Annotated in this window: 27 protein-coding genes and 1 pseudogene; 16 read left to right on the forward strand and 12 right to left on the reverse strand. The window is 44.8% G+C overall.

Features of this window, described 5'->3' with window-relative positions; all coding sequences use genetic code 11:
• The first annotated feature begins 155 nt into the window (after positions 1 to 155).
• Entirely contained in the window at positions 156 to 701 is a 546-nt protein-coding gene (locus AB6C75_RS17365; protein WP_012605080.1) for a gamma carbonic anhydrase family protein, read from the forward strand.
• On the opposite strand, the gene AB6C75_RS17370 is transcribed toward AB6C75_RS17365, so the two are convergent.
• The 4 genes from AB6C75_RS17370 to AB6C75_RS17385 form a co-directional block, all read right to left on the reverse strand.
• The gene (locus AB6C75_RS17370) at positions 698 to 967 is read right to left on the reverse strand and encodes a DUF1488 domain-containing protein (protein ID WP_017081754.1); all 270 of its coding nucleotides are present in this window, start codon (positions 965 to 967) and stop codon (positions 698 to 700) included. The genes AB6C75_RS17365 and AB6C75_RS17370 overlap by 4 nt on opposite strands.
• 17 nt (positions 968 to 984) lie before the next feature.
• Positions 985 to 1,815, reverse strand: a complete 831-nt coding sequence (aroE, locus tag AB6C75_RS17375) for a shikimate dehydrogenase (protein WP_372108405.1) — start codon at positions 1,813 to 1,815, stop codon at positions 985 to 987.
• A gap of 75 nt (positions 1,816 to 1,890) precedes the next feature.
• Positions 1,891 to 2,808 carry an oxygen-dependent coproporphyrinogen oxidase gene (gene hemF, locus AB6C75_RS17380; RefSeq protein WP_372108407.1) on the reverse strand — a complete coding sequence of 306 codons (918 nt, stop codon included), beginning with the start codon at positions 2,806 to 2,808 and terminating at the stop codon, positions 1,891 to 1,893.
• A gap of 19 nt (positions 2,809 to 2,827) precedes the next feature.
• Positions 2,828 to 3,385, reverse strand: coding sequence for an L-threonylcarbamoyladenylate synthase (locus AB6C75_RS17385; RefSeq protein ID WP_004735778.1), 558 nt, complete (start codon positions 3,383 to 3,385; stop codon positions 2,828 to 2,830).
• Between the two features lie 195 nt (positions 3,386 to 3,580).
• On the opposite strand from AB6C75_RS17385, the gene purE reads away from it, so the two are divergent.
• Together purE and AB6C75_RS17395 are read left to right on the forward strand one after the other, a co-directional pair.
• The gene (gene purE / locus AB6C75_RS17390) at positions 3,581 to 4,066 is read left to right on the forward strand and encodes a 5-(carboxyamino)imidazole ribonucleotide mutase (protein WP_372108409.1); all 486 of its coding nucleotides are present in this window, start codon (positions 3,581 to 3,583) and stop codon (positions 4,064 to 4,066) included.
• Positions 4,067 to 4,071: 5 nt separating this feature from the next.
• A complete protein-coding gene (locus tag AB6C75_RS17395; RefSeq protein ID WP_372108411.1) occupies positions 4,072 to 5,202 on the forward strand; it encodes a 5-(carboxyamino)imidazole ribonucleotide synthase in 1,131 nt (376 codons plus the stop codon).
• Between the two features lie 86 nt (positions 5,203 to 5,288).
• Here the strand turns inward: AB6C75_RS17395 and AB6C75_RS17400 are convergent, their stop codons facing one another.
• The 4 genes from AB6C75_RS17400 to AB6C75_RS17415 are packed head-to-tail and all read right to left on the reverse strand — an operon-like array spanning position 5,289 to position 8,551.
• Positions 5,289 to 5,858 carry a type I DNA topoisomerase gene (locus AB6C75_RS17400; protein ID WP_372108413.1) on the reverse strand — a complete coding sequence of 190 codons (570 nt, stop codon included), beginning with the start codon at positions 5,856 to 5,858 and terminating at the stop codon, positions 5,289 to 5,291.
• 12 nt (positions 5,859 to 5,870) lie between these two features.
• Positions 5,871 to 6,347: a DUF494 family protein gene (locus AB6C75_RS17405; RefSeq protein WP_017073860.1), complete on the reverse strand. Its 477-nt coding sequence runs from the start codon at positions 6,345 to 6,347 to the stop codon at positions 5,871 to 5,873.
• Between the two features lie 3 nt (positions 6,348 to 6,350).
• Entirely contained in the window at positions 6,351 to 7,463 is a 1,113-nt protein-coding gene (gene dprA, locus AB6C75_RS17410; protein ID WP_017077324.1) for a DNA-processing protein DprA, read from the reverse strand.
• Positions 7,460 to 8,551 (reverse strand): LysM peptidoglycan-binding domain-containing protein, encoded by a 1,092-nt coding sequence (locus tag AB6C75_RS17415; protein ID WP_372108415.1) that lies wholly within the window; start codon positions 8,549 to 8,551, stop codon positions 7,460 to 7,462. Before AB6C75_RS17415 ends, dprA begins: the two co-directional genes overlap by 4 nt.
• 140 nt (positions 8,552 to 8,691) lie before the next feature.
• On the opposite strand from AB6C75_RS17415, the gene def reads away from it, so the two are divergent.
• The 6 genes from def (at position 8,692) to AB6C75_RS17445 (ending at position 15,202) form a co-directional block, all read left to right on the forward strand.
• Entirely contained in the window at positions 8,692 to 9,204 is a 513-nt protein-coding gene (def, locus tag AB6C75_RS17420) for a peptide deformylase (RefSeq protein WP_004735769.1), read from the forward strand.
• A 38-nt stretch (positions 9,205 to 9,242) separates the two neighbouring features.
• Positions 9,243 to 10,208 (forward strand): methionyl-tRNA formyltransferase, encoded by a 966-nt coding sequence (fmt, locus tag AB6C75_RS17425; RefSeq protein ID WP_372108417.1) that lies wholly within the window; start codon positions 9,243 to 9,245, stop codon positions 10,206 to 10,208.
• Between the two features lie 119 nt (positions 10,209 to 10,327).
• The gene (gene rsmB, locus AB6C75_RS17430; RefSeq protein ID WP_372108419.1) at positions 10,328 to 11,608 is read left to right on the forward strand and encodes a 16S rRNA (cytosine(967)-C(5))-methyltransferase RsmB; all 1,281 of its coding nucleotides are present in this window, start codon (positions 10,328 to 10,330) and stop codon (positions 11,606 to 11,608) included.
• 110 nt (positions 11,609 to 11,718) lie between these two features.
• Entirely contained in the window at positions 11,719 to 13,095 is a 1,377-nt protein-coding gene (trkA, locus tag AB6C75_RS17435) for a Trk system potassium transporter TrkA (protein WP_372108421.1), read from the forward strand.
• A gap of 80 nt (positions 13,096 to 13,175) precedes the next feature.
• On the forward strand, positions 13,176 to 14,621 hold the full coding sequence (locus AB6C75_RS17440) for a TrkH family potassium uptake protein (RefSeq protein WP_009848099.1): 1,446 nt from the start codon (positions 13,176 to 13,178) through the stop codon (positions 14,619 to 14,621).
• Positions 14,622 to 14,647: 26 nt separating this feature from the next.
• The gene (locus AB6C75_RS17445; protein ID WP_372108423.1) at positions 14,648 to 15,202 is read left to right on the forward strand and encodes a DUF3157 family protein; all 555 of its coding nucleotides are present in this window, start codon (positions 14,648 to 14,650) and stop codon (positions 15,200 to 15,202) included.
• 22 nt (positions 15,203 to 15,224) lie between these two features.
• On the opposite strand, the gene AB6C75_RS17450 is transcribed toward AB6C75_RS17445, so the two are convergent.
• On the reverse strand, positions 15,225 to 15,878 hold the full coding sequence (locus tag AB6C75_RS17450) for a hemolysin III family protein (protein ID WP_102483523.1): 654 nt from the start codon (positions 15,876 to 15,878) through the stop codon (positions 15,225 to 15,227).
• 173 nt (positions 15,879 to 16,051) lie between these two features.
• Positions 16,052 to 16,843, reverse strand: coding sequence for a sporulation protein (locus tag AB6C75_RS17455; RefSeq protein WP_372108425.1), 792 nt, complete (start codon positions 16,841 to 16,843; stop codon positions 16,052 to 16,054).
• Positions 16,844 to 17,126: 283 nt separating this feature from the next.
• Here AB6C75_RS17455 and AB6C75_RS17460 point away from each other — a divergent pair, with 283 nt between their 5' ends.
• The 6 genes from AB6C75_RS17460 (at position 17,127) to AB6C75_RS17485 (ending at position 22,241) form a co-directional block, all read left to right on the forward strand.
• The gene (locus tag AB6C75_RS17460) at positions 17,127 to 17,294 is read left to right on the forward strand and encodes a hypothetical protein (protein ID WP_012605092.1); all 168 of its coding nucleotides are present in this window, start codon (positions 17,127 to 17,129) and stop codon (positions 17,292 to 17,294) included.
• 131 nt (positions 17,295 to 17,425) lie between these two features.
• Positions 17,426 to 17,689, forward strand: a complete 264-nt coding sequence (locus AB6C75_RS17465) for a YihD family protein (RefSeq protein WP_009848104.1) — start codon at positions 17,426 to 17,428, stop codon at positions 17,687 to 17,689.
• A gap of 326 nt (positions 17,690 to 18,015) precedes the next feature.
• Positions 18,016 to 19,434, forward strand: a complete 1,419-nt coding sequence (gene ccoG / locus AB6C75_RS17470) for a cytochrome c oxidase accessory protein CcoG (protein WP_372108427.1) — start codon at positions 18,016 to 18,018, stop codon at positions 19,432 to 19,434.
• A 74-nt stretch (positions 19,435 to 19,508) separates the two neighbouring features.
• Positions 19,509 to 20,495, forward strand: a complete 987-nt coding sequence (locus tag AB6C75_RS17475; protein WP_248339488.1) for a serine/threonine protein kinase — start codon at positions 19,509 to 19,511, stop codon at positions 20,493 to 20,495.
• A gap of 53 nt (positions 20,496 to 20,548) precedes the next feature.
• A complete protein-coding gene (locus AB6C75_RS17480) occupies positions 20,549 to 21,148 on the forward strand; it encodes a thiol:disulfide interchange protein DsbA/DsbL (RefSeq protein WP_012605095.1) in 600 nt (199 codons plus the stop codon).
• A gap of 139 nt (positions 21,149 to 21,287) precedes the next feature.
• Positions 21,288 to 22,241: a DUF2860 domain-containing protein gene (locus AB6C75_RS17485; RefSeq protein ID WP_372108428.1), complete on the forward strand. Its 954-nt coding sequence runs from the start codon at positions 21,288 to 21,290 to the stop codon at positions 22,239 to 22,241.
• Positions 22,242 to 22,382: 141 nt separating this feature from the next.
• Here AB6C75_RS17485 and AB6C75_RS17490 read toward each other — a convergent pair.
• Positions 22,383 to 23,000, reverse strand: a pseudogene (locus AB6C75_RS17490) (ATP-binding protein); the annotation flags it as partial.
• Positions 23,001 to 23,382: 382 nt separating this feature from the next.
• On the opposite strand from AB6C75_RS17490, the gene AB6C75_RS17495 reads away from it, so the two are divergent.
• Positions 23,383 to 23,589: an antitoxin Xre/MbcA/ParS toxin-binding domain-containing protein gene (locus AB6C75_RS17495; RefSeq protein WP_372108429.1), complete on the forward strand. Its 207-nt coding sequence runs from the start codon at positions 23,383 to 23,385 to the stop codon at positions 23,587 to 23,589.
• Positions 23,590 to 24,093: 504 nt separating this feature from the next.
• On the opposite strand, the gene AB6C75_RS17500 is transcribed toward AB6C75_RS17495, so the two are convergent.
• Positions 24,094 to 25,932: a hypothetical protein gene (locus AB6C75_RS17500; RefSeq protein WP_372108430.1), complete on the reverse strand. Its 1,839-nt coding sequence runs from the start codon at positions 25,930 to 25,932 to the stop codon at positions 24,094 to 24,096.
• Positions 25,933 to 26,001: the final 69 nt, after the last annotated feature.

A 26,001-nucleotide genomic window follows, 5' to 3' on the forward strand; every position in this document is an offset into this window, starting at 1 on the left:
AGGTGGCATTATAGAGATTTCGATCACACTGGCAAGCCCTTTTTGAAGTTTTTCTTACTTTTTTGATTGTTCGAGCGTTTTTTGTTCAAAACACCCCATTTTCACTAGTATTCCCCTTAATTAAGGGCTTAAGGTGCCTATATAAAGGAGGATTTATGAGTTCAATACGCAGTTATAAAGGAATATCCCCTCAGATTGGACAAGGTGTCTATATAGATACAAGTTCGGTACTGGTTGGTGATATCAAAATAGGTGACGACTCTAGTGTGTGGCCTTTGGTTGCAGCTCGAGGAGATGTGAACCACATTCATATTGGAGATAGAACTAATATCCAAGACGGCAGCGTTTTGCACGTCACCCATAAAAATGCAGAAAACCCTGAGGGTTACCCGCTATTAATAGGTAATGATGTCACTATCGGACATAAAGTAATGCTGCATGGCTGCACGATTGAAGATCGTGTACTTGTTGGTATGGGAGCTATCGTGCTCGATGGTGTGGTTATTAAAGAAGATGTGATGATTGGTGCTGGTAGCTTAGTGCCACCGAACAAGGTACTTGAGAGCGGTTATCTATATGTAGGAAGCCCGGTAAAACAAGCACGCCCATTAAATGATAAGGAGCGTGCCTTTTTACAGAAGTCAGCTGACAACTATGTTCAGAATAAAAACGACTATCTAGACTCTGTGCTTCCAGTTTAAAGCGCTTTGATCTGAATCCGATTAGAGGAGTCATACTCCTCTTCTTCTATTAACTCTTCCGCTAGCTCTTCAATATCGAAACGTAACTCTGAAAAGATAACTAAAGCTTGATCGCCCTCTTCTATCTCTTTACCTGCCAATCGTGATAATTCTTCAATAGATAAGACACATTCGATCAATGCACCCGATTGCTGTGCTGGGAAAGTGATAGATTGACTTGCTTCATCCCAATCTTGGATATCCGGAAATAGAATTGATTGATTCATTTTTTATAAATACCTTGTTACATCTCTAAGTTTCTACGTAATTCTCTTAAAATCTGTTTTGTCCCAGGGCGAAGACCACGCCACAGCATAAAGCTCTCAGCGGCCTGCCCTACCAACATACCCAAACCATCATAAGCAGCGTGAACACCATTATCTAATGCCCACTGATTGAATACCGTCGTTCCAGATCCGTAAACCATGTCATAAACAGCACTATTCGAATTGAAGATAATCTCAGAAATTTCAGGAAGCTGACCACTTAGACCAGACGAGGTCGAGTTAATGATGACATCAAACCCTTCATTAACATCACTTAACCCCATTCCTTTGATGTTTCCATGTGAAGAAAACATCTCAGCCAAAAGTTCAGCCTTTGAACTGGTTCGATTAGCGACTACCAACTGTTTTGGCTTTTGGTCGAGTAGAGGTTGAATCACTCCTCGAGCAGCACCACCAGCACCAAGTAGAAGAACGCGAGCTCCTTTTAACGCAACTTGATGTTGAAGAAGGTCTTGAACTAAGCCTTCACCATCGGTGTTATCACCAATGATCTCTCCATCATCGAGCTTCTTAAGTGTGTTTACGGCACCTGCTAGTTCAGCTCTTTCAGTCAGGCGATTAGCGAACTGATACGCATCTTCTTTAAAAGGTGCTGTGACATTACACCCTCTACCACCCTCACTAAAAAAAGCTTGAGCAGCAATGATGAATTCACCTTGTTCTGGCTGGAGTGCTGTATAGGTAAGTTGTTGGCTGGTTTGGCGAGCAAATAATGTGTGAATGAATGGCGATTTGCTTTGCCCAATAGGGTTACCGAAAACGGCATAACGATCTACTTGCTGTATCATATCCTTACCTAACAGAAATAAAAAAGGGTCATCTATATAGATGACCCTATCACTATCCCTATAAGGAAGGAAGAACTACCAAACTCGAGGCTTTAGGTAGTCGCTATAAAGCAGAGCTTCTGGTGAACCCGCTTGTGGTTCGTAGCGGTATTCCCAACGAGCCAATGGCGGCATCGACATCAATATAGACTCTGTGCGCCCACCGCTTTGCAGACCAAATAAGGTGCCACGGTCGTAAACTAGGTTAAATTCAACATAGCGACCACGACGATAAAGTTGGAAGTCACGCTCGCGCTCGCCGTAAGACGTCTCTTTACGTCGTTCTACAATGGGTAGATAGGCGGCTGCAAAGCCTTCACCGACCGCCTGCATATAAGCAAAGCTCTTATCGAAACCCCACTCATTAAGATCATCAAAGAACAGACCACCCACACCGCGTGTTTCGTCTCGGTGAGGCAGGTAGAAGTATTTATCACACCACTCTTTGTGTTCTTGGTAAACATCATCACCAAATGGTGCACACAGGTCTTTAGCAGTTTGATGCCAAGATTGGCAATCTTCATCGACAGGATAGAATGGCGTTAAATCAAAACCACCACCGAACCACCAGATAGGATCTTCCCCTTCCTTTTCGGCAATAAAGAATCGTACGTTCGCGTGTGAGGTTGGGATGTATGGGTTTTTAGGGTGGATAACTAATGAGACACCCATCGCCTCAAACTTACGTCCAGCTAATTCAGGGCGATGAGCTGTGGCTGAGGCAGGCATTGCTTTACCAGCAACGTGAGAGAAGTTAACTCCACCTTGTTCAAATAAAGCACCATTGGTCATCACGCGAGTACGACCACCGCCACCAAGGCGTTCGCCAGGTTCACGCTGCCATGCATCTTCTTCAAACAGTGCTGTGCCATCAGCTTGCTCAAGCTGCTGGCAAATCGAATCTTGTAGGCTCAGTAAAAACTGTTTTACTGCTTCTTTATCAATTGCTGACATCTTTCTTCCTTTGCAGAGTTTAACCCTGTCTTAATATTTTCGATGTTTTTGCATCTCTAATTTCGCTTGGCTTCTCACGGCCACCCGTTTGACCTTCGAGAATAGCCACCAAATGTTGACCCAGTTGCTGTTGAACTTCTTCAGTCGTCATACAAGGCGGTTCACCTGTCAGGTTAGCACTGGTCGAGGTTAACGGCTTACCGAATTCATTACACATTCTTTGAACTAAAGGGTGATCCGTCACTCGCACCGCGATGGATTCAAATTGGCCACTGACCCAATCAGTTACTTTACTGCTGGTTGGCATTATCCAAGTTACAGGTCCCGGCCATGTTGCTTTTACGGTCGCTAACTGCGCTTCAGTCAGTTGGCTTTCGTCAATATAGGGTAGCAACTGCTCGTAACTCGCAGCAATTAAGATCAACCCTTTCTCCATCGGTCGCTGTTTTAAATCGAGCAATTTCTTGATGGCTTGTGGATTATCGGGATCACAACCGACCCCAAAAACGCCTTCTGTCGGGTAAGCAATGACTTCACCTTGTTGTAATGCCTGCAAAGTATGTTGAAAGTTATCCAAGGGTTGCCTCATTAATTCTGTTATCGAACTCGCTAAGTGTACAAATTATCATTCACTGTGACTAAAGCTATTTGTTTATAAAATGTATCAATTAACAACTTAGACTGACGCAAACGTTTTCCTTGGGCAGTTTTACCCGTATAATGCGCGCAAAATATCTAATCACTAATTAAATCGTACCTGAAGGAGTTTGAGATGACTGTCGGTATTATCATGGGTTCTAAATCTGATTGGCCAACAATGAAGCTAGCTGCAGAAATGTTGGATCAGTTTGGCGTGGCGTACGAAACAAAAGTGGTTTCTGCTCACCGCACACCTCAGTTGCTTGCTGACTACGCAACCAGTGCGAAAGAGCGCGGTATTAAAGTGATTATTGCGGGTGCTGGCGGTGCTGCGCATCTTCCGGGCATGGCTGCAGCTTTCACAAGCGTACCTGTTTTAGGTGTTCCTGTTCAGTCTAAAGCACTGAAAGGCATGGACTCACTGCTTTCTATCGTACAAATGCCAAAAGGTATCGCGGTAGGTACTCTGGCTATCGGTGAAGCTGGTGCTGCTAACTCTGGCATCCTAGCCGCTCAAATCATTGGTACACACAATGAAGAAGTGATGGCGAAAGTAGAAGCGTTCCGCTCTGAGCAAACAGAAACGGTTCTTGCTAATCCAAACCCTGCTGAGGACTAATTCCCATGCATGTTCTTGTGTTAGGCGCGGGCCAACTTGCTCGCATGATGTCCCTAGCTGGGGCACCGCTGAATATTGAAATTTCTGCTTTTGATGTTGGCAGCAAAAATATTGTTCACCCATTAACGCAAGCAATTCTAGGCAACGGCTTAGACAATGCGATTGAGCGTGCGGACGTCATTACTGCAGAGTTCGAACATATCTCTCACGACGTGCTTGAGGTATGTGAGCGCAGCGGTAAGTTCTTACCGACAACAGAAGCAATCAAAGCTGGCGGTGACCGTCGTCTTGAAAAAGCCCTGTTAGACGAAGCAAACGTGAAAAATGCTAAGTACTACGTGATTAACTCTCGCGAAGACTTTGACGCTGCGATTGCTCACGTAAGCTTACCAATGGTCTTGAAGAGCACACTTGGCGGCTACGATGGCAAAGGCCAGTGGCGCTTAAAGACATTAGATAATGTTGAGTCAACTTGGACAGAAATGGCTGAGTGCATCGCTGCAACAGACAACCAAGCCATTGTTGCTGAAGAGTTTGTTCCGTTTGACCGCGAAGTATCACTGGTGGGTGCTCGTGGTGCCAATGGCGAGATCCAAGTGTACCCACTGGCTGAAAATGTTCACACCGATGGCGTGTTGAGCTTATCAACAGCCATTGACGACATTGAACTGCAAGAGCAAGCGAGAACCATGTTCACCGCAGTTGCAGAGCGTTTGGATTACGTTGGCGTACTCGCGCTAGAGTTCTTTGATGTTCAAGGTTCACTGCTGGTGAATGAGATTGCACCACGTGTTCATAACTCTGGCCACTGGACACAACAAGGCGCTGAAACTTGTCAGTTTGAGAACCATCTACGTGCTGTGTGCGGTATGCCACTAGGCAGTACTAAACTGATTCGCCCAACCGCAATGATCAACATTCTTGGTGAAGATACCCTACCTGAGGCCATTCTGGCTCAAGGTGGCTGTCATGTTCATTGGTATGGCAAAGAGAAGCGTGCAGGTCGTAAGATGGGCCACATTAACGTGAGTGCTGACTACAACGCAGAGCTGCAAAGAGCGCTATGCTCACTGGCAGACATTCTCGATAAGCAAGCCTACCCTGCTGTGCATGAATTTGCTGAGCAGATGAAGTAAATCTACATTGCTTGATGAATATAGAACATTTATTGGATATAGAAACGGCGCTCAGTGAGCGCCGTTTTTTTGTCTATAACATCAGGTTATTGAGATTGAATGTGGTGACACTTGCGATCAGCGCATTGTTTCTTGGTTCCATTGGCTGTTTTCTTCTCAAGTAACAACGGGAACTGACACTCTTCACAACGACCGATAATAGGTGGTTGGTTTACTGCGAACTTACACTTTGGGTAGTTATCACAAGCATAGAAGGTTTTGCCATAGCGAGATTTACGCTCAACCAAATGGCCTCTGCCACACTCAGGGCAAGCAACAAGTGGCTGCTCTTCAAGTTGTTCTTTTGGTTGGTCCAAAGATTCGATGTGATTACACGTTGGGTAACTGCTACAGCCAATGAACATCCCAAAGCGGCCTTGCCTTAATACCAATTCGTTTTGGCATTTAGGGCACGGTACACCCAGCTCTTTCACTACGTGGCCATCGTTCTGATGCAGAGGCTTGATGTAATCACAGCTAGGATACTGCTTACAGCCTAAAAATGGGCCGTACTTACCATGGCGAAGCTGAAGCTCTCCACCACACTGTGGACATGGTTCATGCTCTAATGCATGTTCATGTGCTGAAAAAAGCTGATGATCAATCTTACTACTCATGACAAGCCTGTATTAATGCAAGATACCTTGCTCTTTGGTGTACAACAGCTCTTCCATTTGCGTGTAAGCACTTTCATTACCCGGCACATTAAACAGCACCATTAAGATAATCCATTTCAGATCATCCAATTCAAATTCGCTCGTCTCAAGCCCCATCACACGATCAATCACCATTTCACGAATCTCTGTCGTGAGTACGTTGATCTGTTCAAGGAACAATAAGAAACCTCGGCACTCCATATTAATACGTGAAATCTCTCGACTGGTATAAATACGCATCGAGGTATTGGAACACATAGTAATCGCCGCTTGGTTGTCAGTATCTTGCAATGCCGCAAGATCTTCTAACCAATGGAGGGCCTTATAAATATCATCTTGGTGAAACCCTGCTCGAAGAAGCTCATCTTCCAGCTCATCTTGATCCACCTGCAATTCAGAATCGCTATGGATGTAGGTTTCAAACAAGTACATCAGTATGTCCATCATCATAGCTTAGCCTCTCCCCTTTCGAATATAGCCACCGGAAACTGCAACAACATGCCCTGAGAGCTCAAGCTCTAAAAGCTGCATCATGACCTCATGCACAGGTATATGGGTTCTCTGTGCCAAAATATCAACGGGTGTCGCCTCTAACCCTACGTTAGCTAACAGCTGTGGAAATGGCAATTGTTCATTTTCCCCCATACTGGGCGTAGGTTCGAACAAGCTGGGTTGCTGATCGATAGACCAGTCTAACAGACTCTTTATTTCAATCAGAACATCTTGTGCACTCTGTACCAAGCATGCTCCAGCTTTGATTAAGCTATTACCCCCTCGACTGGTTGGGTTATGAATAGAGCCAGGAAGCGCAAACACCTCTCGGCCTTGCTCCATGGCATAGCGAGCTGTAATCAAAGAACCACTCTTCTCAGCCGCTTCAACCACCAAGGTTCCGAGCGATAACCCACTTATAATACGGTTACGGCGAGGGAAATGTTCAGGTCGTGGCTTGGCACTTGGGCGAAACTCTGAAATCAACGCACCATTTTCACAGATCCTATCGGCTAAATTTCTGTGTCGCGCAGGATAAATTGAATCCAATCCAGAGCCCAGCACCGCGAAAGTTTCCCCTCCTTTATCTAGAGCACCATCATGAGCATAACCATCGATGCCTAAGGCTAAGCCACTCGTGACAATCAAACCGTTTTGCACAAACTCTTTGGCGAAGGACTTCGCGGTTTGCAACCCTTCGAGACTGGCATTGCGACTGCCGACCATAGCGATTTGAGGCTCAATCAGTTTTTCAACGTGACCTTTAACGAAAAGCACGCTTGGCGCGGAGGCTGTCTCGTTCAGCAGTTTGGGATAATGCGAGCAATTCGGGGTAATGATGTGATGGTTGGGTTGTCTTGCTTGCCACTCTAGGCAAGCCTCCACTTCTCTTGGGGCTTGCTCTCTTAGATAGGCAATTTGCTTGGCAGACAAACCAAGCGCTTGCAGTTGCTGACTTGAGTAACCAACAATATTCAAAGGGGAATCAATGCTCAGCAGTCGAGAAAGGCGCTTGCCACCTAATTGCGGAACAAAACTTAGAGTTAACCAAGCACTCAGTTGTTGCTCATTCACTCGGTGCCCTTAGCTTCTTCCTTCAAAGCCAGATCCAAAGGCGATACCGCCAGAATATCATTACTTACAGGCTTAGAGCTCTGAGTGATCAAGGCCAAGCTAAAATACTCATAAGGACGAATTACCATCAAGCTACCGAGTGAGGTACTTGGCAACTGCACCTTATCGCTCGCCGCAGACTCTTTGTAGCTGTATTCGCCTTGCTTACCAAACACCACAGCGCCGCTTTCACTGAGGGTAAACATAGAGCCTTGGCGAAGATTGTCCTGTGAGCCTTTATTAATAACAACGACCTGATTTTTTGCACTGTATTGGCTGCCATCTAATGAACCCAAGATATTAGCAAACTGCCCCGCAGCATTAGGCGCTGGATAAAATGTGGTTGAGAGCTTCACCTGAGCAACGCCAAGTTCTGGTAACACGAGGTCATTAAGTAACACCTCTTGCAGTTGAGTCTCTATCTGTAAACTACTGAACTCAGCATCCACCTCTTTCAAGCGCGCTGTGGCGACTAAACGCAAAGAAGTCATACTCGCTTGAGGTTGATGCCTTTGATAAGTCTCGACGGAACGGTAGATACCCCATTTTTGATGCTGCTGGTTTCCCGAAATAAACAATCGGTCTTCACCCGATAAGAAGCGTTTGCCATCACTGGTCCCTAACACTCTTTGCGCTGACTGGATATCTTGCTGCTCAACCAAGCGGTCAGATTGTAGATACGGTAGAACCAGCCCCTCATTCACGGTAGGTACTGCTTTATTCTCTGATACACGAATCTTAGGGCTTAGCTTGATGACGGGTTTGAGGCTCAATACAGGCTCGCCATTAATCCAAACCAGAGACAATTTATCTCCGGGGTAAATAAGGTGAGGGTTTTCTATCTCAGGATTGACCTGCCACAACCTCGGCCACAGCCATGGGCTGTCGAGATACATAGCAGATATATCCCATAAGGTATCCCCCTTAACCACCACATACGCTTCGGGTGCATCTTGTTTGATGGTTAAAGGTTGCTCACTATTTTCAGCCGTAACGGCGAACGAAAACGAGGCACAAATAAGAGAAAAAGTGGGAGAAAAATGACGCATGACCTAGGTTCCTTGGTCTGAATATATGACATCTGATTAGAGAATTACCTTCAGGATGCTGTCATTTGACCTATAAAATGTCTAGAATTGAGCCAACAAGGTTTAAGCTGTTTCGGCACAGTTCAATATTTCGAGTGTATATGTCTGTATTACAAGTATTAACATTACCAGATGATCGTCTACGTACCGTGGCGAAACCGGTAAAAGAAGTTACCCCAGAGATTCAAAAGTTCGTTGATGACATGATTGAAACCATGTACGACGAAGAAGGTATCGGCCTTGCTGCAACGCAAGTAGATTTCCACCAGCGCATCGTTGTTATCGATATTTCAGAAACACGTGACGAGCCTATGGTTCTGATCAACCCTGAAATTACCGACAAACGTGGAGAAGATGGTATCGAAGAAGGCTGTCTATCTGTACCAGGTGCTCGAGCTCTAGTACCTCGCGCTGCAGAAGTAACGGTTAAAGCATTAGACCGTGAAGGCAACGAATTCACATTCGACGCTGACGACCTTCTGGCTATCTGTGTTCAGCACGAACTTGACCACCTAGAAGGCAAGTTGTTTGTTGATTACCTATCGCCACTAAAGCGCAAACGTATTCAAGATAAGCTAGCGAAGATTAAACGTTTCAACGAGAAACAAGGTTAATCACCGCTGCTATTACTAAATTAAGAAGGAAGTCTACCTTGGGTCAATCTTTAAGAATTGTCTTCGCAGGTACTCCGGATTTCGCCGCCCGTCACTTGGCGGCGTTGTTGTCTTCGGAGCATGAAGTTATTGCTGTTTACACACAGCCAGATCGTCCAGCAGGCCGCGGTAAAAAACTGACCGCGAGCCCAGTAAAAAACATCGCACTTGAAAACAATATTCCGGTTTACCAACCAGAAAACTTCAAGTCAGATGAAGCTAAGCAAGAGCTAGCAAATTTGAATGCTGACATCATGGTTGTTGTCGCTTACGGCTTATTGCTTCCACAAGCTGTACTAGATACGCCTCGCTTGGGTTGTATTAACGTGCATGGTTCTATCCTACCGCGCTGGCGTGGTGCTGCTCCGATTCAACGCTCTATCTGGGCGGGCGATAAAGAGACTGGCGTAACGATCATGCAGATGGATATCGGCCTAGATACCGGTGATATGTTAAGTATCGCGACGCTACCAATCGAAGCAACAGACACCAGCGCGTCAATGTACGAGAAGTTGGCAGGCCTTGGTCCTGATGCTCTTGTTGAGTGCTTAGCAGACATCGCTTCTGGTAAGGCTGTTGCTGAGAAGCAAGACGACGAACTTGCTAACTACGCGAAGAAGCTGAGCAAAGAAGAAGCAAAAATTGATTGGAATGACAGTGCAGAACACATCGAACGTTGTGTGCGCGCTTTCAACCCATGGCCAATGAGTCACTTTGCGATTACTGATAGCAGCTCTAATGATGAAAAAAGCATTAAAGTTTGGCAGACACGTGTTGATGAAGAATCGACATCTGCGCCAGCTGGCTCAATCATCAAAGCAGATAAGACTGGTATTTATGTTGCGACTGGCGACAAAGTACTAGTATTGGAACAGCTACAAGTTCCAGGCAAAAAAGCTATGTCAGTTCAAGACATCTTGAACTCACGTGCAAGCTGGTTTGAAGTTGGTACTCAACTTTCTTAACCGCTTTAAAGCTACTCAATATGTATTTAAAAATGTGTAGCTTATAAAAACACAGTTTAGAAAACCTTTACGAGGGCAGAGATGCCCTCATGTATTCAAATAAATATTCGGTACCCCTCATGAATGTTCGCGCTGCTGCTGCAAATGTCCTATTCCAAGTTGTCGATAAAGGCCACTCTCTTTCACACGCTCTCCCTGCGGCTCAAAAAACGATCCGCCCGCGAGACCATGCTCTACTGCAAGAGATTTGCTACGGCGCACTTCGTTACCTGCCTCGCTTAGAGTCAATCGCTAACGAACTGATGGAAAACTCGCTTAAAGGTAAAAAGCGCGTATTCCACCACCTGATCTTAGTAGGCATTTACCAGTTGAGCTTTATGCGCATTCCTTCGCATGCTGCCGTTGCTGAAACAGTTGAAGCAACCAAAACACTACGCGGCCCAAGCCTGAGTGGTTTGATCAACGCAGTGCTTCGCAGCTACCTGCGCGATCAAGAAGAGCTAGATGAGCAAGCCGTTAGCCACAATGCGGGCAAATACAGCCATCCAAGCTGGATCCTAAAAATGCTTCAAGAAAGCTACCCAGATCAGTGGGAGCAATTGGTTGAAGCAAACAACAGCAAGGCACCAATGTGGCTGCGCGTAAACCGCCAACACCACACTCGTGACGAGTATGTTGAACTGCTTAAAAACGAAAACATTGAATACACACTGCACCCTGAAGCGGCTGATGCCATAAAATTAGCCTCACCTTGTGACGTTACTTTGCTTCCTGGCTTCGACAGAGGCTGGGTATCGGTGCAAGATGCTGCAGCTCAGCTTTCCGTTGATTTCCTAACACCAAAAGATGGTGAGCTAATCCTAGATTGCTGCGCAGCACCTGGTGGCAAAACTGCACACATTCTTGAACATACTCAAGACACTGAAGTGGTTGCAATCGACAGTGATATTAAACGCCTAGACCGCGTTTACGATAACCTTGAACGCCTACAACTGCGTGCCGACGTAATCTGTGGTGATGCTCGCTACCCTGAAGAGTGGTGGACAGGCAGTCAGTTTGACCGCATCCTACTTGATGCTCCGTGTTCAGCGACGGGTGTAATCCGCCGTCACCCTGACATTAAGTGGCTACGCCGTGCATCTGATATTGATGCACTAGCAGAGCTGCAAAGTGAGATTTTGGATGCAATGTGGCGCCAGCTAAAAGAAGGCGGCACCATGGTTTATGCGACATGTTCTATCACGCCGCAAGAAAACGTGCTGCAAGTGAAAGCATTCTTAGAGCGCACCGAGAACGCAACGCTAGTTGGGTCTGATATCGAAAAACCGGGTCGTCAAATACTACCTGGTGAAGAAGATATGGATGGCTTCTACTACGCAGTTCTAGTAAAACAGGCATAACAACTAACAGCGGCTAAGAATTTATTTCTTAGCCGCTGTTTCTTTCTAGTGCATTATCAAAGCGAAAAGAGATCACTAGAATTACAACGGCAAAAAATAAGAGAAAGGCTATGAAGATCATTATTCTAGGTGCTGGACAAGTTGGCGGTACCCTTGCTGAAAACCTAGTGGGTGAAAACAATGACATCACGATTGTCGACCGTAATGCCGACCGACTTCGTGAACTTCAGGACAAATACGACCTTAGAGTTGTAAACGGTTATGCCAGCCACCCGAACACACTACGTGAAGCGGGCGCGCAAGATGCCGACATGTTGGTTGCCGTAACCAACATGGATGAAACCAACATGGCCGCATGTCAGGTTGCCTTCTCTCTGTTTAATACGCCAAACCGAATTGCTCGTATTCGTTCTCCTCAATATCTAGAAGAGAAAGAAGCGCTCTTCAAATCAGGTGCTATCCCAGTCGATCACCTGATTGCACCCGAAGAGCTAGTGACCAGCTACATCGAGCGCCTGATTCAATATCCAGGTGCATTGCAGGTTGTGAGTTTTGCTGAACAGAAAGTTAGCCTAGTAGCAGTAAAAGCTTATTACGGTGGACCATTGGTTGGTAACGCCCTGTCTGCTTTACGTGAGCACATGCCGCACATCGATACTCGTGTTGCCGCTATCTTCCGTCAAGGTCGCCCTATTCGCCCACAAGGCACCACCATCATTGAAGCCGATGATGAGGTTTTCTTTGTGGCAGCAAGTAACCACATCCGCTCAGTAATGAGTGAACTGCAACGCCTAGAGAAACCGTACCGACGCATTATGATTGTTGGCGGTGGTAACATTGGTGCAAGCTTGGCAAAGCGCCTTGAGCAGAGCTACAGCATCAAGCTTATCGATCGCAGCTACACTCGCGCCGAGAAGCTATCTGAAGAATTAGAAAACACCATCGTATTCTGTGGTGATGCAGCCGACCAAGAACTGCTGACCGAAGAGAACATCGATCAAGTTGATGTGTTCATCGCCCTAACCAATGAAGATGAAACCAACATCATGTCAGCGATGCTGGCGAAGCGAATGGGTGCCAAGAAAGTAATGGTACTGATTCAGCGTGGTGCTTACGTCGATCTGGTTCAGGGGGGTGTGATTGATATTGCTATCTCGCCACAGCAAGCGACCATTTCTGCGCTGCTTACTCACGTTCGTCGTGCTGATATTGTTAACGTATCCTCTCTACGTCGCGGCGCTGCAGAAGCGATTGAAGCCATTGCTCACGGTGACGAAACTACCTCTAAAGTTGTTGGCCGAGCGATTGGCGACATCAAACTGCCACCGGGCACCACCATTGGTGCGATTGTTCGCGGAGAAGAGGTGCTTATCGCGCACGATAGAACCGTAATCGAACAGGATGACCACGTAGTGATGTTCCTAGTGGACAAGAAATACGTACCTGATGTTGAGTCTCTATTCCAACCGAGCCCGTTCTTCTTATAGCCTTGTTCTCGTAAGCTTCTTCTCGCAGCTTTCTTCTTGTGAGAACGACGCTCCGGCTCAAAGCGATGGTCAATTAAGCTATGGTCAACTTTCGTCCGATATTATTAGTGATAGGGTTAGTGTTATCAAAACTCGCCCTTTTCATGTACATCCCTACATTGGTTGCCTTTTTCACAGGCACCGGTGGCTTCCTCGAGTTTGGTCAATCGGTAGTGATCACGCACATTGTGGCGTTCATCTGCTTGAGCTTGGGCCGCTCCGCTAAGTTCCGACTTGGGGTGCGGGACATGTTCCTTATCACCTCTTTGGTTTGGACAATTGCCAGCGCCTTTGCCGCCCTGCCATTTGTCTTCATTAACCACATCAGCTTTACAGATGCCTACTTCGAAACCATGTCAGGTATCACCACGACAGGCTCAACCGTATTAAGCGGCTTAGACAGCATGGCACCAAGTATTCTGTTGTGGCGTTCTATACTGCAATGGTTAGGCGGTATCGGCTTTATCGTGATGGCGGTAGCGGTTCTACCAATGCTCAACGTTGGTGGTATGCGCCTGTTCCAAACTGAATCATCCGATTGGTCAGATAAAAGTAGCCCACGAGCGAAAACAGTCGCGAAAAACATCGTGGCGGTTTATTTGGTTCTGACTGGCTTATGCATCATTAGCTATCTGTTTGCAGGCATGGGCATCTTTGATGCGATCAATCACGCGTTCACAACACTGTCGACGGGGGGGTACTCAACATCAGATGGATCAATGAACCACTTCTCCAACAGTGCTCACTGGGTAGGAACACTGTTCATGTTCCTTGGCGGCCTGCCGTTCTTACTGTTTGTTAGCGCACTACGAGGCCGAAAGCTCTCAATACTCTACAAAGATGCGCAAGTAAGAGGTTTTACATACCTGTTCTTGGTCACCAGCGCCGTAATATCGACATGGCTGGTGGTTAGAGATGGCTACACTGTTATGGATGCGATGCGTGTTTCGATGTTCAACATCGTATCAGTCGTCACCACAACCGGTTTTGGCTTAGAAGACTTCACCGCGTGGGGTGCACTGCCAACGACCTTGTTTGCATTCCTAATGATGGCAGGCGCTTGCTCGGGTTCAACCTCTGGCGGTATCAAAATCTTCCGCTTCCAGATCGCGATGACCATGCTCCACAAACAAATGATGAAGCTAATTCACCCATCGGGCGTCTTTGTTCAACGCTACAATCAGCGACCTGTGAATGACGACATTGTGCGTTCACTCGTGGCATTTGGTTTGATGTTCTTTATCACGATTATCTTAATTGCTGGTGGTTTGAGTGCGATGGGGTTAGACCCAATAACAAGCATCTCAGGCGCTATCACAGCCGTTGCCAACGTGGGCCCGGGAATGGGGAGCGTGATCGGTCCAACCGGGAACTTTGCTCCACTGCCAGACGCCGCTAAATGGTTGCTAAGTTTAGGCATGCTAATGGGACGACTCGAGATACTGACGCTCATTGTTCTATTTTTCCCAGCCTTTTGGCGACGCTAATTCCGCGAATATTTAAGGAAACACAGATGAAATCATACGTACTTCTCGCTAGCGCATTGCTCGCAAACTCAGTATTCGTAAGTTCTGCCTTTGCTGATCAAATGGTCACACTGCCTGATGGCAAGCAAGTGTTACTCAAAGATGATTTTACTTGGCAGTATGTGAGTAACGCATCATCGAATGCAGAGTCAGCATTGACGAGTATTCCTGTAGCCAAAAACACACGCGGTACCACAATCAAGATTGGAGACACCAAGCCAAGCTTGCAGCTTTCCAAATCAGGTGTGGACGTTTTGATTGGGGCAGGACTCTACGAGAATGAACAGCTAATCTTACCAATTTCAGTCACTAACCAAAGCACAGAAGCCGTCGTGCTAGTTACGCTAAATATCACTGTCTACTCACCAACGGGTGAGCTGCTGCATCAAGGCAGTATCAACACTTGGCAATCCATTAAGCGCCTTGCTGATACCTACCTTCGACCACAAACTTCGGCAGAAGGTAAATACTTAGCGATCGATGTTGATAAGTATCCTGAATATAAAATAGACGTGGAGATCACTGACGTTTCTACCCGTTAGGGGCATACCGGTTCAATCAAAACTAAACCGGTGTCACAAACAGATAGATAGCGAAGAAATGGCAAGCGCAGCCCGCCAATACAAACAAGTGCCAGATGGCATGGTTATAAGGGATGCGTTTAGCCACATAGAAAATCACACCCAGCGAGTAAATCACTCCGCCAACTGCCAGTAACACCAAACCACCTATATCGATATTCATCGCTAATTGATAAACAACTATCAAAGATAGCCAACCCATCGCTAGGTAAATGAACAGCGATAAACGCTTGAATCGATAAACGAAGGCTATCTTCATGATGATGCCCACTAGCGCAATCCCCCAGATCACCGCCATCAAGCCCATCGCTAATGGAGTTCTTAAGCCCACTAAGAGAAACGGCGTGTAACTGCCCGCAATCAACAAATAAATCGCACAGTGGTCAAGGGTTTTGAGTAAGCGCTTGGTTTTCTCAGTGGTGATAGAGTGGTACAACGTGGAGGCGAGAAAGAGCAGAATAATACTGCTGCCATACACCGCCATACTAGCAACAGTTAGCATGTCGGCTTGGTAATCAAACGCACGAATAAGCAGCAAGATCAGACCAACCACGCCGAGCACAACGCCCAAGCCATGGGTTATTGCATTAGCGCGTTCTTCGATGTCACTGTATTCGCTGACTGATGATGCAGACATGAATATCCTACTAGAGTAAATGTTCGATTGACCCAGTATTGCACATTAAGCTTACACGTGTAAGCTTAAATTTTTATGACACCTTTTATGACATTAATGACGCCTGAAATATGTAATGAGGCTAAAAGATCCAAAACTAAATAACCAAAGAGTTAATTAAAGGGTTATAGGAACTAAGAGGCGTTATCTAGATATTCAAGTACCATCTTGCCAGCATCTTGTGGTGAGGTATCCAGTGGCACACTCAATTGACGCTGTAGTTGACCAATTCCCAGCAAGCTAGCTAACATGCCTTTTGCACCATCGCGATTTCTATCAATCTCGAACCACAACTTCAGCTCTGTTTCATCACGATGAGCCACCACTTCCAATTCACGCCAACGGCCATGATAAGGACCCGTCGTCGGCACAAACTCAAACTCTTGTACAAACGGCAGTTCAAAGCCTTTGACCGCTTCACATTCCACTTGACGAATACGCAGGCCTTGAGCTTCAAGCTCGTTAAAAATACCATCGAGCAGTGGGTCGGGACGAACCGTTAAGGTGTCTTTATCCGATGGGTCAATCGCCATCGCAATATCCAACCCGGTTTCCAGCCACACCTTTGAATCACCTATCGTAACCGGTGTGTTCAGTGGCACATCAAACTCACATTCAAAGTCACGGGTTTCACCCGGCTGAATCACAAAGGCATACGGCAAGCTCCATTTTGCAAGCGAGTACGTCTGGTGCATTCGGCGTTTATGACCGCCCTCTTGTCCTTGCGAGTTCGCGGTAACTTCTTTGACGTAGCGACAGCATAAGTTGAGATCAATGTTATCGATCTCCTGCGGCTGAGCACCTCCGTAGACATGTACAATAATGCTCGCCTTCTTACCTGGATAAAGCACTTCCTGTTGCAAGACAGAATCCACCTTGGCAGATCCAATTCCAAAACTTGCTAACGTTTTCTTTAAGAACGACATATGCACCTCCTTTAAAGCATCATCTTAAGCCTGAAAGAGGTTCAAACTCAAATATACTGCTCACACTATTTTAGCTCTAATATCGTTTAATTATCACTCAGGCGTCGATCGATAACTTAGATAGTGATAATCTAACCCTTGATATGCATGCATATCATTATCCTGATTTATTTTTCGGATTGGCGAAAGCCAGACGAGTGACTCTTCAAGCAATTGAGGCGGAGCTCATGATAAATCAGGCCATTAGATTGGCAATGGATATGCCTGACCGTTAGGTAAATTAATGCGCCCAACAGCTGTCAGGTTCTCGCACACCAACCGTAGTGCGATGCGTCGCCGTAGTGGCTTTGTTGCTGCTCCAACGGCTAAGAAATTGGCTCCTACAATGACTCTCGTTGAGAAGGCTGCTTTATTAGCACCGGCTACAACAAAAGTGATTAAAGCCGCTTAACAAAAAGCGCAGTTTTTACTGCGCTTTTTTCTTGCCTGCTCCCATCTTGAAATGTGTTTACACATTGGTATTCCCTACCCGATTTGATACCTTAGCCACAAATCATTATAAAATTTGTGGAGAAATAAAGTATGAAGTGTCACCGCATTGAAGAACTGCTTGAACTGATGGAGCCTGAGTGGCAGAAAGATCAAGAGCTTAACCTGTTAGAGTTCATCATTAAGCTATCAAAAGAAGCGGGCTACCAAGGTAAACTTGAAGAGCTAACTGACGATGTTCTTATCTACCATCTAAAAATGCGTAATAGCGAAAAAGATGAAATGATCCCAGGTCTTAAAAAAGACCAAGAAGATGATTTCAAAACCGCAATTCTAAAAGCGCGTGGCCTTCTTTAGTCGCCTATTTATTTAGAGCTCAATTGCCGTATAGATAAAACACTCAATTTTTAAAAGCGACCGCTCGGTCGCTTTTTTGTTTCTGTTCGCTATTTTTTCGTCACAACTGTTATGACTTTTGTTGTTAAAGGTTGATAGCGTTAAAGAAATGAGAACAAGATTGTCGCTATAATCGCCATCCATAAGAATCTTCTAAAATAATAAGAGTGAGTGCGATACCAACAAATGCACCAAGCTCAATTTCTACAGGTTCTCTAAACCATACTTTCAAGTAATGTCGTCATGCCCGAGTTAACCGGGCAAACAAGCCACAAAAAGGATAGTCCATGAGTCAGGATAAAATCGATATCAAAGATGTGACTCCTAAAACCTTTAACCCAAAAACACATAAAGGTAATGGAGATCGATTTAACCCAAGTAACCGAATCTATGTTCGAGAAAGCAAAGGTAAATTCCAACAACTTCGTCGTTACGGCGGTTGGTTCTTACTTTTACTTTTTGCGCTTATCCCATGGATTCCATTCGGTGAACGACAAGCGATCTTGCTCGATATCGGCAGCCAACAGTTCAACTTCTTTGGTACAACCCTATACCCACAAGATCTAACGCTACTCGCCATCCTCTTCATGATTGCGGCGTTTGGCTTGTTCTTCATAACCACCTTCTTAGGGCGAGTCTGGTGTGGTTATTTATGCCCTCAAACCGTCTGGACCTTCATGTACATCTGGTTCGAAGAGAAACTGGAAGGTGCTGCCAATAAGCGAAGAAAACAAGACTCGGGCAAACTGACGAGCAATTTAATTCTCAGAAAAACTATCAAGCACATCGCGTGGTGGGCTATTGCGATTGCGACGGGCTTAACCTTTGTCGGTTACTTCATCCCAATCAAAGAGCTGGTGGTTGGCTTCTTTACCTTTAACTCGACTTTCTGGCCAGTGTTTTGGGTATTGTTCTTTGCTGGGTGTACTTATGCGAATGCGGGATGGATGCGTTCTATTGTTTGTCTGCACATGTGTCCGTATGCGCGTTTCCAATCGGCAATGTTCGATAAAGATACCTTCATCGTGGGTTACGACACTGAACGAGGTGAAAGCCGCGGCCCTCGCTCTCGTAAAGCCGATCCAAAAGAACTTGGGCTAGGCGACTGTATTGACTGTAATTTATGCGTTCAAGTGTGCCCGACGGGTATCGATATTCGTGACGGTCTGCAATACGAGTGTATTAACTGTGGCGCGTGTATTGATGCTTGTGACAACACCATGGAACGTATGGGTTATGAGAAAGGTCTGATCAACTACACCACCGAACATAGGCTTGAGGGGCACTCAACCAAGGTGATACGTCCTAAGCTCTTGGGCTATGGCGTAATACTGATCGTTATGTTGGGGCTGTTTTTCGCACAAATCGCGAGTGTTGATCCTGCAGGCTTAAGCGTTCTGCGCGATAGAAACCAACTATTTAGAATCAATAGCCAAGGGCTTGTCGAAAATACTTACAACTTAAAAGTCATCAACAAGACTCAGCAAGAGCAAGAGTACAAACTTGATGTCAGCGGGCTGCCGGATTCTATCTGGTACGGTAAACAAACGATTACCGTAGACCCAGGTGAGGTTTTAAACCTTCCTATCAGTTTGGGCGTCGATCCAGAAAAACTGAGCTCACCAGTTTCGACAATTCAGTTTATACTCTCGGATAATGAAGAGTTTACGATGAAAGTCGAAAGCCGCTTTATCAAGAAGCTCTGATACCAGTCACCTTAGTGCTAGGTATAACAACCCAATAAATGGAAAAAGGCTCAGTAATGAGCCTTTTTTATTCTATGACGATGCAAGCCTTTAACTTTGATAACCTGACTCCTGACTTCATGTGGTACGCACTGGAGAGTATTGGAGTCCGTGCTGAATCCGGACTTCTCGCTCTCAACAGTTACGAAAATCGAGTGTATCAATTCACCGATGAAGACCGTAAACGCTACGTTGTTAAATTTTATCGTCCGCAGCGCTGGAACAAAGCACAGATCCAAGAAGAGCATGACTTCGCACTCGAGCTTATCGAACAAGAGATGCCAGTTGCACCTCCAATGCGAGTCAACGGCGCAACCTTGCATGAATATCAAGGCTACCTATTTGCCTTGTTTGAAAGTGTCGGTGGCAGACAGTATGAAGTGGATAACCTAGACCAACTGGAAGGCGTAGGGCGTTTTCTTGGTCGTATTCATAAAGCCAGCGCGGGAAGAACATTCCAACATCGCCCGACCATCAGCTTAGATGAATACCTTTATCAGCCACGTAAGATTCTTGAGAACTCTCAGTTCATCCCAACGCACCTAGAAAACGCGTTCTTCAATGACGTTGACCTTCTGATCAAAGAGCTAGAGAGCCAGTGGCCGAGCAATATTGAGAATATCCGCCTACATGGTGACTGCCACCCTGGCAATATCTTGTGGCGCGATGGACCAATGTTCGTCGACCTTGATGACGCTCGTAACGGCCCTGCGATACAAGATCTGTGGATGCTGCTTAATGGCGAACGCCAAGATAAGCTGATGCAACTGGATATTTTGCTCGAGAGTTACCAAGAATTTTGCGATTTTAATACCGCACAACTGAAACTAATCGAACCACTACGCGGTCTACGTATGGTGCATTACATGGCATGGTTGGCGAAACGATGGCACGATCCTGCGTTTCCTCTGGCCTTCCCGTGGTTTAATGATCCGAAATATTGGGAGCAACAAGTACTTGCTTGTAAAGAACAAATTGCTACCCTGCAAGAGCCACCACTTTCGTTAATGCCTCAGTGGTAACAGCAATCGCAACACAACTAGATAAAAATTCAAACATAATGGAGATTGGATAAATGAAAAAGCTATTCGCATTTTTCTCATTGATCATGTTGAGCCTTTCAGCTCACGCTGCGAAATTTAACGAAGGTGAACACTACAAAGTTCTCGATCTAGAAGCATCAAAAAAACCAATGGTGACAGAGTTCTTCTCTTTCTACTGCCCACACTGTAATAGCTTTGAACCAATCATCCAACAGCTAAAACAACAGCTACCAAAAGACGCTAAGCTACAGAAGAACCATGTTTCATTCATGGGTGGTAACATGGGCCTGCCAATGAGCAAAGCTTACGCGACCATGATTGCCCTGAAAGTTGAAGATAAAATGGTACCAGTGATGTTTAACCGCATCCACACCATGAACAAGCCACCACGCGATGAAGCAGAATTGCGTCAAATCTTCCTAGACGAAGGCGTTGATGCTAAGAAATTCGATGCGGCATACAACGGCTTTGCAGTCGACTCTATGGTTCGCCGCTTCGACAAAGCATTCAAAGACAGCGGTCTTTCTGGTGTTCCTGCGGTCGTAGTTAACAACCGCTACCTAGTAGACGCTCAAGGTATTAGCTCTCTCGATGAGTACTTCGAGCTCGTTAACTTTCTACTTAAGAAGTAACGTATTGATTAAAGGAAGCTTCGGCTTCCTTTTTTGCACTAGTTCAAAAAGATTCATCAATAAACAATCATCCTGAAAACGTTGTGCTTTACTGATATCAATATCCAGTCCTAAGAACTGGTAGGCAAGGAGCCTTTGAATGAAAATAAAAATAACGCTTTTGGCACTGAGCATTGCAGCCTCTCCTGCTTTTGCCAAGCTTGCAGACGAACAAGGTTTCAGTGGTGAAATCTCTATTAATACAGGGGTTACCTCTTCCACCTCAAACTTTAATACCGATGCTGATAGCACCATTTCGTCAAATACACAGAAAGCCTCATCTGAGAGCTCATTTCTTGTCGCACCTTTAGGCAGTGTCGCTTACACCTTTGGTGAGAAGCTAAATCACCAGGTGTACACAGGTACCGCTCGTGATGATGTGGCAACCGGTACTGTTGTACTGGAGGTTGGCTATAAATACCAACTAGAGTCAGGCATGACCATCGACGCTTCACTTCTGCCGACTATCATGTCTGGTGAGACTTGGGCCGATCCGTACAACACCACTTCAGGTCGCACCAAAACGGATGAAACAGGCAATGCCTTTCGTTTGAAACTAAGTAGCATTGCGGGCTCAGCTTTCTCGTTAGACATGGCCTACGCCACCAAAGATGTGGAAGATGATCGGGTTAGAGAAGAATTACAGCGTGATGCCAATACTTTCTACCTGAAAGGTCAGTACCGTCAACCAATCAACCGCACCATGATGTTAGTACCATCATTGATTTACCAATCAAGTTCTGCCGATGGCAAAGCTGCCTCTTATGAACAGTTTGGCGGTGAAGTGAGTTTGTTTGGCGGTATGGGTCGTCACCAATACGCACTAACAGCGGGCTATAACCAACGCTCTTACGATGCAAGCAACCCTATCTACAGCAAGAAGCGCAGCGACGACAACATCAACCTATTTGCCGCGTATGAATATGATCAATTCATGGACTGGGAAAACTGGTCGTTTGTTTCGCTTGCGGGCTACGGCACCAGCGACTCGAACATTACCTTCTACGATGAATCGCAATACATCGTCTCAGTCGGCCTGAACTACAAGTTCTAGTTAGGCATCACTGATCGCTAATAACCATTAGTTCATAACAATTGGTTCATAACAACGAAAGCCTACGTAAAAAGCAGGCTTTCTTGTTTCTATACCAATCACAGTAAATAAATGACCCGTTGTTTACTACGATTGGTATGACTACACCGCTTGAGCCGTAAGTTGCTTCAAGAGTCGATCCATTGCTCGGTAACCAAGCGCTTCCGATAAATGCTTCTTTTCAATCTGTTCGTTACCGTCTAGGTCTGCAATGGTTCGCGCTACCTTAATAATGCGATGATAAGCACGAATTGATAAACCTAATCGATGCAGAGCCGTTTCCAGAAATTCTGCATCCTCACGCCTCAATGGGCAGTACTTTTCAATTTCTCGGCTACCTAACAGTGCGTTCGACTTATGGTTTCGAGACAGCATCAACTGGCGCGCTTGTTTAACTCGTTGCTTCACGACTTGAGTGGTTTCACCACGGTCACCTCCTTCGGCTAACATCCCTTTGGGCAATAGAGGGATCTCTAACGACATATCAAATCGATCCAATAACGGCCCTGATAGTCGATTGAGGTAACGCAGAATAATTTGCGGGTTCGCTCGAGCTTGATTGCCCTCATAATAACCTGTTGGGCTTGGGTTAAGTGCACCAACTAATTGAAAGCGAGCTGGGAAACGTGTCTTGCCTGCCACGCGTGAAATAATGATCTCACCTGACTCTAGAGGCTCTCGTAATGAATCGAGCACCTTGCGCTCAAACTCAGGCATTTTCCTAATATTGGTATTTCATAACCAAATTTAGTCAAAGTTTCTCAAAAACATGTTACTTCGAACTTAAAGTTTCATGCGGTTTTAGGTGTTCAGGTATCAATGTTTGATACTGTCACACCAATCAAACCTACCTTCCCTAACCCGACTAAAAACGATATGAGACTAATTAAGGATGAAATTTGATTATTCACTTTTCTGAATAAGTATTTATCTTATTTTGGAAAAGTGTCGTGTGGTGAGGTGCTGATAAGCTAAAACATTTTTGCCCCATTATTGCTGAGCTCATTACTATCTATCCGTTCGATAATCATAATTTGACCATCTTTTCCTGATGTAGGTATGGTATATAGGACTTATCACATAAATTTAGGCGGAGCTTAAGGTGAATAAAGAAACCAAAAAGAATTTTGATAAAGTATTTCAGGCTGCGTTAGCACTGTTTGGTAGTGAAGAAGCTGCTAATCACTGGCTTAAGCACCCAGTTCGAGGACTTGGTAAAAAACGACCAATTGATATGCTTTCGACAGCCGAAGATACCAAGGCTGCACTCAATTTGATTGGCCGTTTAGAGCATGGAGTGTTTTCGTGAGCTTTGTTGCTACAAGCTTTTGCCCCTAAACGTGTTTAGAGCATAAGAAACTATCAATAGATTAATTTGTGTGTAAAGTTATTTTAGTTCCAGATACGACAAAGCCACAGGTAATGCCTATGGCTTTGTAAACAGCTACAGAAGGTTTGTCATTCAAACCGAAGAGGGAACACATTCTGTGTGCAGCGTCGGGGGTTTATCACCAAAGTATATGGGAGGGAAAGCACCTAGACTTATCGTATGTCCTCGGTGGTCTGCTTTGCAATTAAGCCAAGTTCAATTCGATACAATTACTTCTGGCCAGACAGTAAATAGTAACTCCAAGAAAAAGCAGGGATACCCGAGGCTCTCAAAGTTAGTTTAAAGCTAAGAACCGTATGTGGCAAGCTAACTTCTGCCCCAAAGTTTGTTTGGGTATATCCAATTGCTTTGTTCTTATGCCGCTTCTATCAAAGAACTATCTGACAAAACTATCATAAGGTTCTCAAACGTTATCTTATGATATTAAGCTTCTTCACTTTCTTCAGATGTTAGTTCTCTCTTTGGCTCTTCAAGAACGAACTCCTCTAGCCTACCAATGTCAAAATGTTCCCAAATGTTCTTTATCGCCTGATTTAAGTCGACAGAGTACCCCCCCCAATCAACGGCTATCAAAGTATCTGTATTTGCCTCAAACCAATCTACAGTGCTTTGTGATTCAGCATTTTCAATTAAGTGAATAACAACACTCTTAGAAGCGTCACCTTCAAAAGGTGGAAGATAAATATACTCCCCGAAGTTATTGACTAATATGTACTTTTTTTCAAAGGGGTATTGCTCATTTAATATGTTTGCAGAGATCTTGCGCTTTATTTTACCACATGATGTTTGTGGTAGAATGTTTAATATATTTATCACAAAATCTGCGGTCTCTTTATCATTAAAATAACTTTCCTGATTTTCTATGATGCTAGCAGTTACAAGTGAACTTTTAATCAGTTTCTTGTCATTAGTGGAGTACCAATTGACAATTTCTTGCAATTGGGGAGACCTATTTTTAATGGCCCCGTACCAAAAGTCTTTATCGCGCTCTTTTGAATCAAACCAATTGATTATGAATTCTTGCCAAGATAAGTCAATTGTTAGAGCATCTATTAGAAACTCAGGTGTCCACTTAAGAACAGCATGTTTATCACTACCTAAAACAAACCTTTCCCACCCAAATAACTTTTCTAGTGTCTCTTTTAGCATCTTCTCATCTAGATAGTCTTTCATTTTCGGGTAATAGTTATCAGTAATCGAGCTGATTTTGAGAGCATTTACTCGATTCATTCCAATATAGCTGTAAATTAGCACCTTAATGTCGCTAGGTAAGTCATCATTATTCGTGGAAGAAAGTAGACTATCGAACCGATTAGCAAATGATAAGTAGTTCTTTAGGTAGGGCATAACCAAATTTTCTACATAGTAATGCTCTAAGATGTAATCTAGTAAATACGAGTCAGCATACGCCCTTGCTGCATTGTTTGAAGCCAAAGTTGATACGATAGCGAGTGCTGTCCATTTAGGGAGTATAGTTTTACTTTTGACTTCGGAAAGGCGGTCAACCAGTGCTTCAGATACACTTGTCGAGCAAAAGTCAGAACATAACAACACATGAGAATACTGGTGTTCAGTAAGTTCAATGTCAAAGTAACTACGTGATGACTTGAGGGCTTTATTTCCTTCTCCTGAAAAAGTAACTTCTCCAAGTTTATAAAATTCTGAAACTTTTTCTATTAGGCCAGATGTGAGCTGGAGATCACTGTCCAATACGAAGTTTAGTAGCTTGATTAAATCCATATTCTTAGGTTGGTTCTGAATATTCCATTTAGGGAAGTCTTCGATCAGATCCCAGAGAGTATTTACAAGCAACTCGGGGGTTGGTTTTTGGATGAAGTAAGGGGTGTTTGCGTATCCTATAACTGATTCGATATCATAAAGCTGAGGCAACAAAGTATCGAGGCTCTCTCCTTTACTGATACCGTCTTTTATAGTGTTGGACAGTTGCTTATGCTCTGAAATAAGCCTGTTGGTCGAAATGTCGTATTCAGCTTCTAGTATAGTTCTATATGATTCTATAACTACTTGGTTATAGCCAAGACAGTTTCCCTCTTCCTGCTTTAAATATGTATTTATGTTCGGTATCCATTTTGTTACCCAAGCACAATGTTCGTCGTTGTCAAAATTTGCTTCTGATAAAACGTTGACATACTCATAAGGATCTATAGTTCCCAATAATCGTTGAAAGGCTACATCAAATCCAAACAACGGGGTAAGTTCAAAAAGATCTTCAAAATCAGAACGTGATATAGCGCTTTTCAAAGGCGACTCTAAGAGCTAACACTGATCATTTAAGCATTTTCCTGATCAGTTGAACGATCCTACAGATGG

This window comes from Vibrio sp. 10N.237.312.B06, assembly GCF_041464685.1.
GTDB classification, from domain to species: Bacteria; Pseudomonadota; Gammaproteobacteria; order Enterobacterales; family Vibrionaceae; genus Vibrio; species Vibrio tasmaniensis_A.

Excerpts from the sequence above, each read along its gene's own strand:
- def (WP_004735769.1), top strand. The coding sequence starts at position 8,692 with ATGTCTGTATTACAAGTATTAACATTACCAGATGATCGTCTACGTACC.
- AB6C75_RS17405 (WP_017073860.1), bottom strand. The coding sequence starts at position 6,347 with ATGATGATGGACATACTGATGTACTTGTTTGAAACCTACATCCATAGC.
- AB6C75_RS17395 (WP_372108411.1), top strand. The coding sequence starts at position 4,072 with ATGCATGTTCTTGTGTTAGGCGCGGGCCAACTTGCTCGCATGATGTCC.
- AB6C75_RS17465 (WP_009848104.1), top strand. The coding sequence starts at position 17,426 with ATGAAGTGTCACCGCATTGAAGAACTGCTTGAACTGATGGAGCCTGAG.
- AB6C75_RS17475 (WP_248339488.1), top strand. The coding sequence starts at position 19,509 with ATGACGATGCAAGCCTTTAACTTTGATAACCTGACTCCTGACTTCATG.
- AB6C75_RS17460 (WP_012605092.1), top strand. The coding sequence starts at position 17,127 with ATGCGCCCAACAGCTGTCAGGTTCTCGCACACCAACCGTAGTGCGATG.
- AB6C75_RS17370 (WP_017081754.1), bottom strand. The coding sequence starts at position 967 with ATGAATCAATCAATTCTATTTCCGGATATCCAAGATTGGGATGAAGCA.
- AB6C75_RS17440 (WP_009848099.1), top strand. The coding sequence starts at position 13,176 with ATGGTCAACTTTCGTCCGATATTATTAGTGATAGGGTTAGTGTTATCA.
- AB6C75_RS17365 (WP_012605080.1), top strand. The coding sequence starts at position 156 with ATGAGTTCAATACGCAGTTATAAAGGAATATCCCCTCAGATTGGACAA.
- purE (WP_372108409.1), top strand. The coding sequence starts at position 3,581 with ATGACTGTCGGTATTATCATGGGTTCTAAATCTGATTGGCCAACAATG.
- AB6C75_RS17455 (WP_372108425.1), bottom strand. The coding sequence starts at position 16,843 with ATGTCGTTCTTAAAGAAAACGTTAGCAAGTTTTGGAATTGGATCTGCC.
- hemF (WP_372108407.1), bottom strand. The coding sequence starts at position 2,808 with ATGTCAGCAATTGATAAAGAAGCAGTAAAACAGTTTTTACTGAGCCTA.
- AB6C75_RS17400 (WP_372108413.1), bottom strand. The coding sequence starts at position 5,858 with ATGAGTAGTAAGATTGATCATCAGCTTTTTTCAGCACATGAACATGCA.
- AB6C75_RS17445 (WP_372108423.1), top strand. The coding sequence starts at position 14,648 with ATGAAATCATACGTACTTCTCGCTAGCGCATTGCTCGCAAACTCAGTA.
- AB6C75_RS17485 (WP_372108428.1), top strand. The coding sequence starts at position 21,288 with ATGAAAATAAAAATAACGCTTTTGGCACTGAGCATTGCAGCCTCTCCT.
- rsmB (WP_372108419.1), top strand. The coding sequence starts at position 10,328 with ATGAATGTTCGCGCTGCTGCTGCAAATGTCCTATTCCAAGTTGTCGAT.
- AB6C75_RS17480 (WP_012605095.1), top strand. The coding sequence starts at position 20,549 with ATGAAAAAGCTATTCGCATTTTTCTCATTGATCATGTTGAGCCTTTCA.
- trkA (WP_372108421.1), top strand. The coding sequence starts at position 11,719 with ATGAAGATCATTATTCTAGGTGCTGGACAAGTTGGCGGTACCCTTGCT.
- ccoG (WP_372108427.1), top strand. The coding sequence starts at position 18,016 with ATGAGTCAGGATAAAATCGATATCAAAGATGTGACTCCTAAAACCTTT.
- AB6C75_RS17415 (WP_372108415.1), bottom strand. The coding sequence starts at position 8,551 with ATGCGTCATTTTTCTCCCACTTTTTCTCTTATTTGTGCCTCGTTTTCG.
- AB6C75_RS17450 (WP_102483523.1), bottom strand. The coding sequence starts at position 15,878 with ATGTCTGCATCATCAGTCAGCGAATACAGTGACATCGAAGAACGCGCT.
- aroE (WP_372108405.1), bottom strand. The coding sequence starts at position 1,815 with ATGATACAGCAAGTAGATCGTTATGCCGTTTTCGGTAACCCTATTGGG.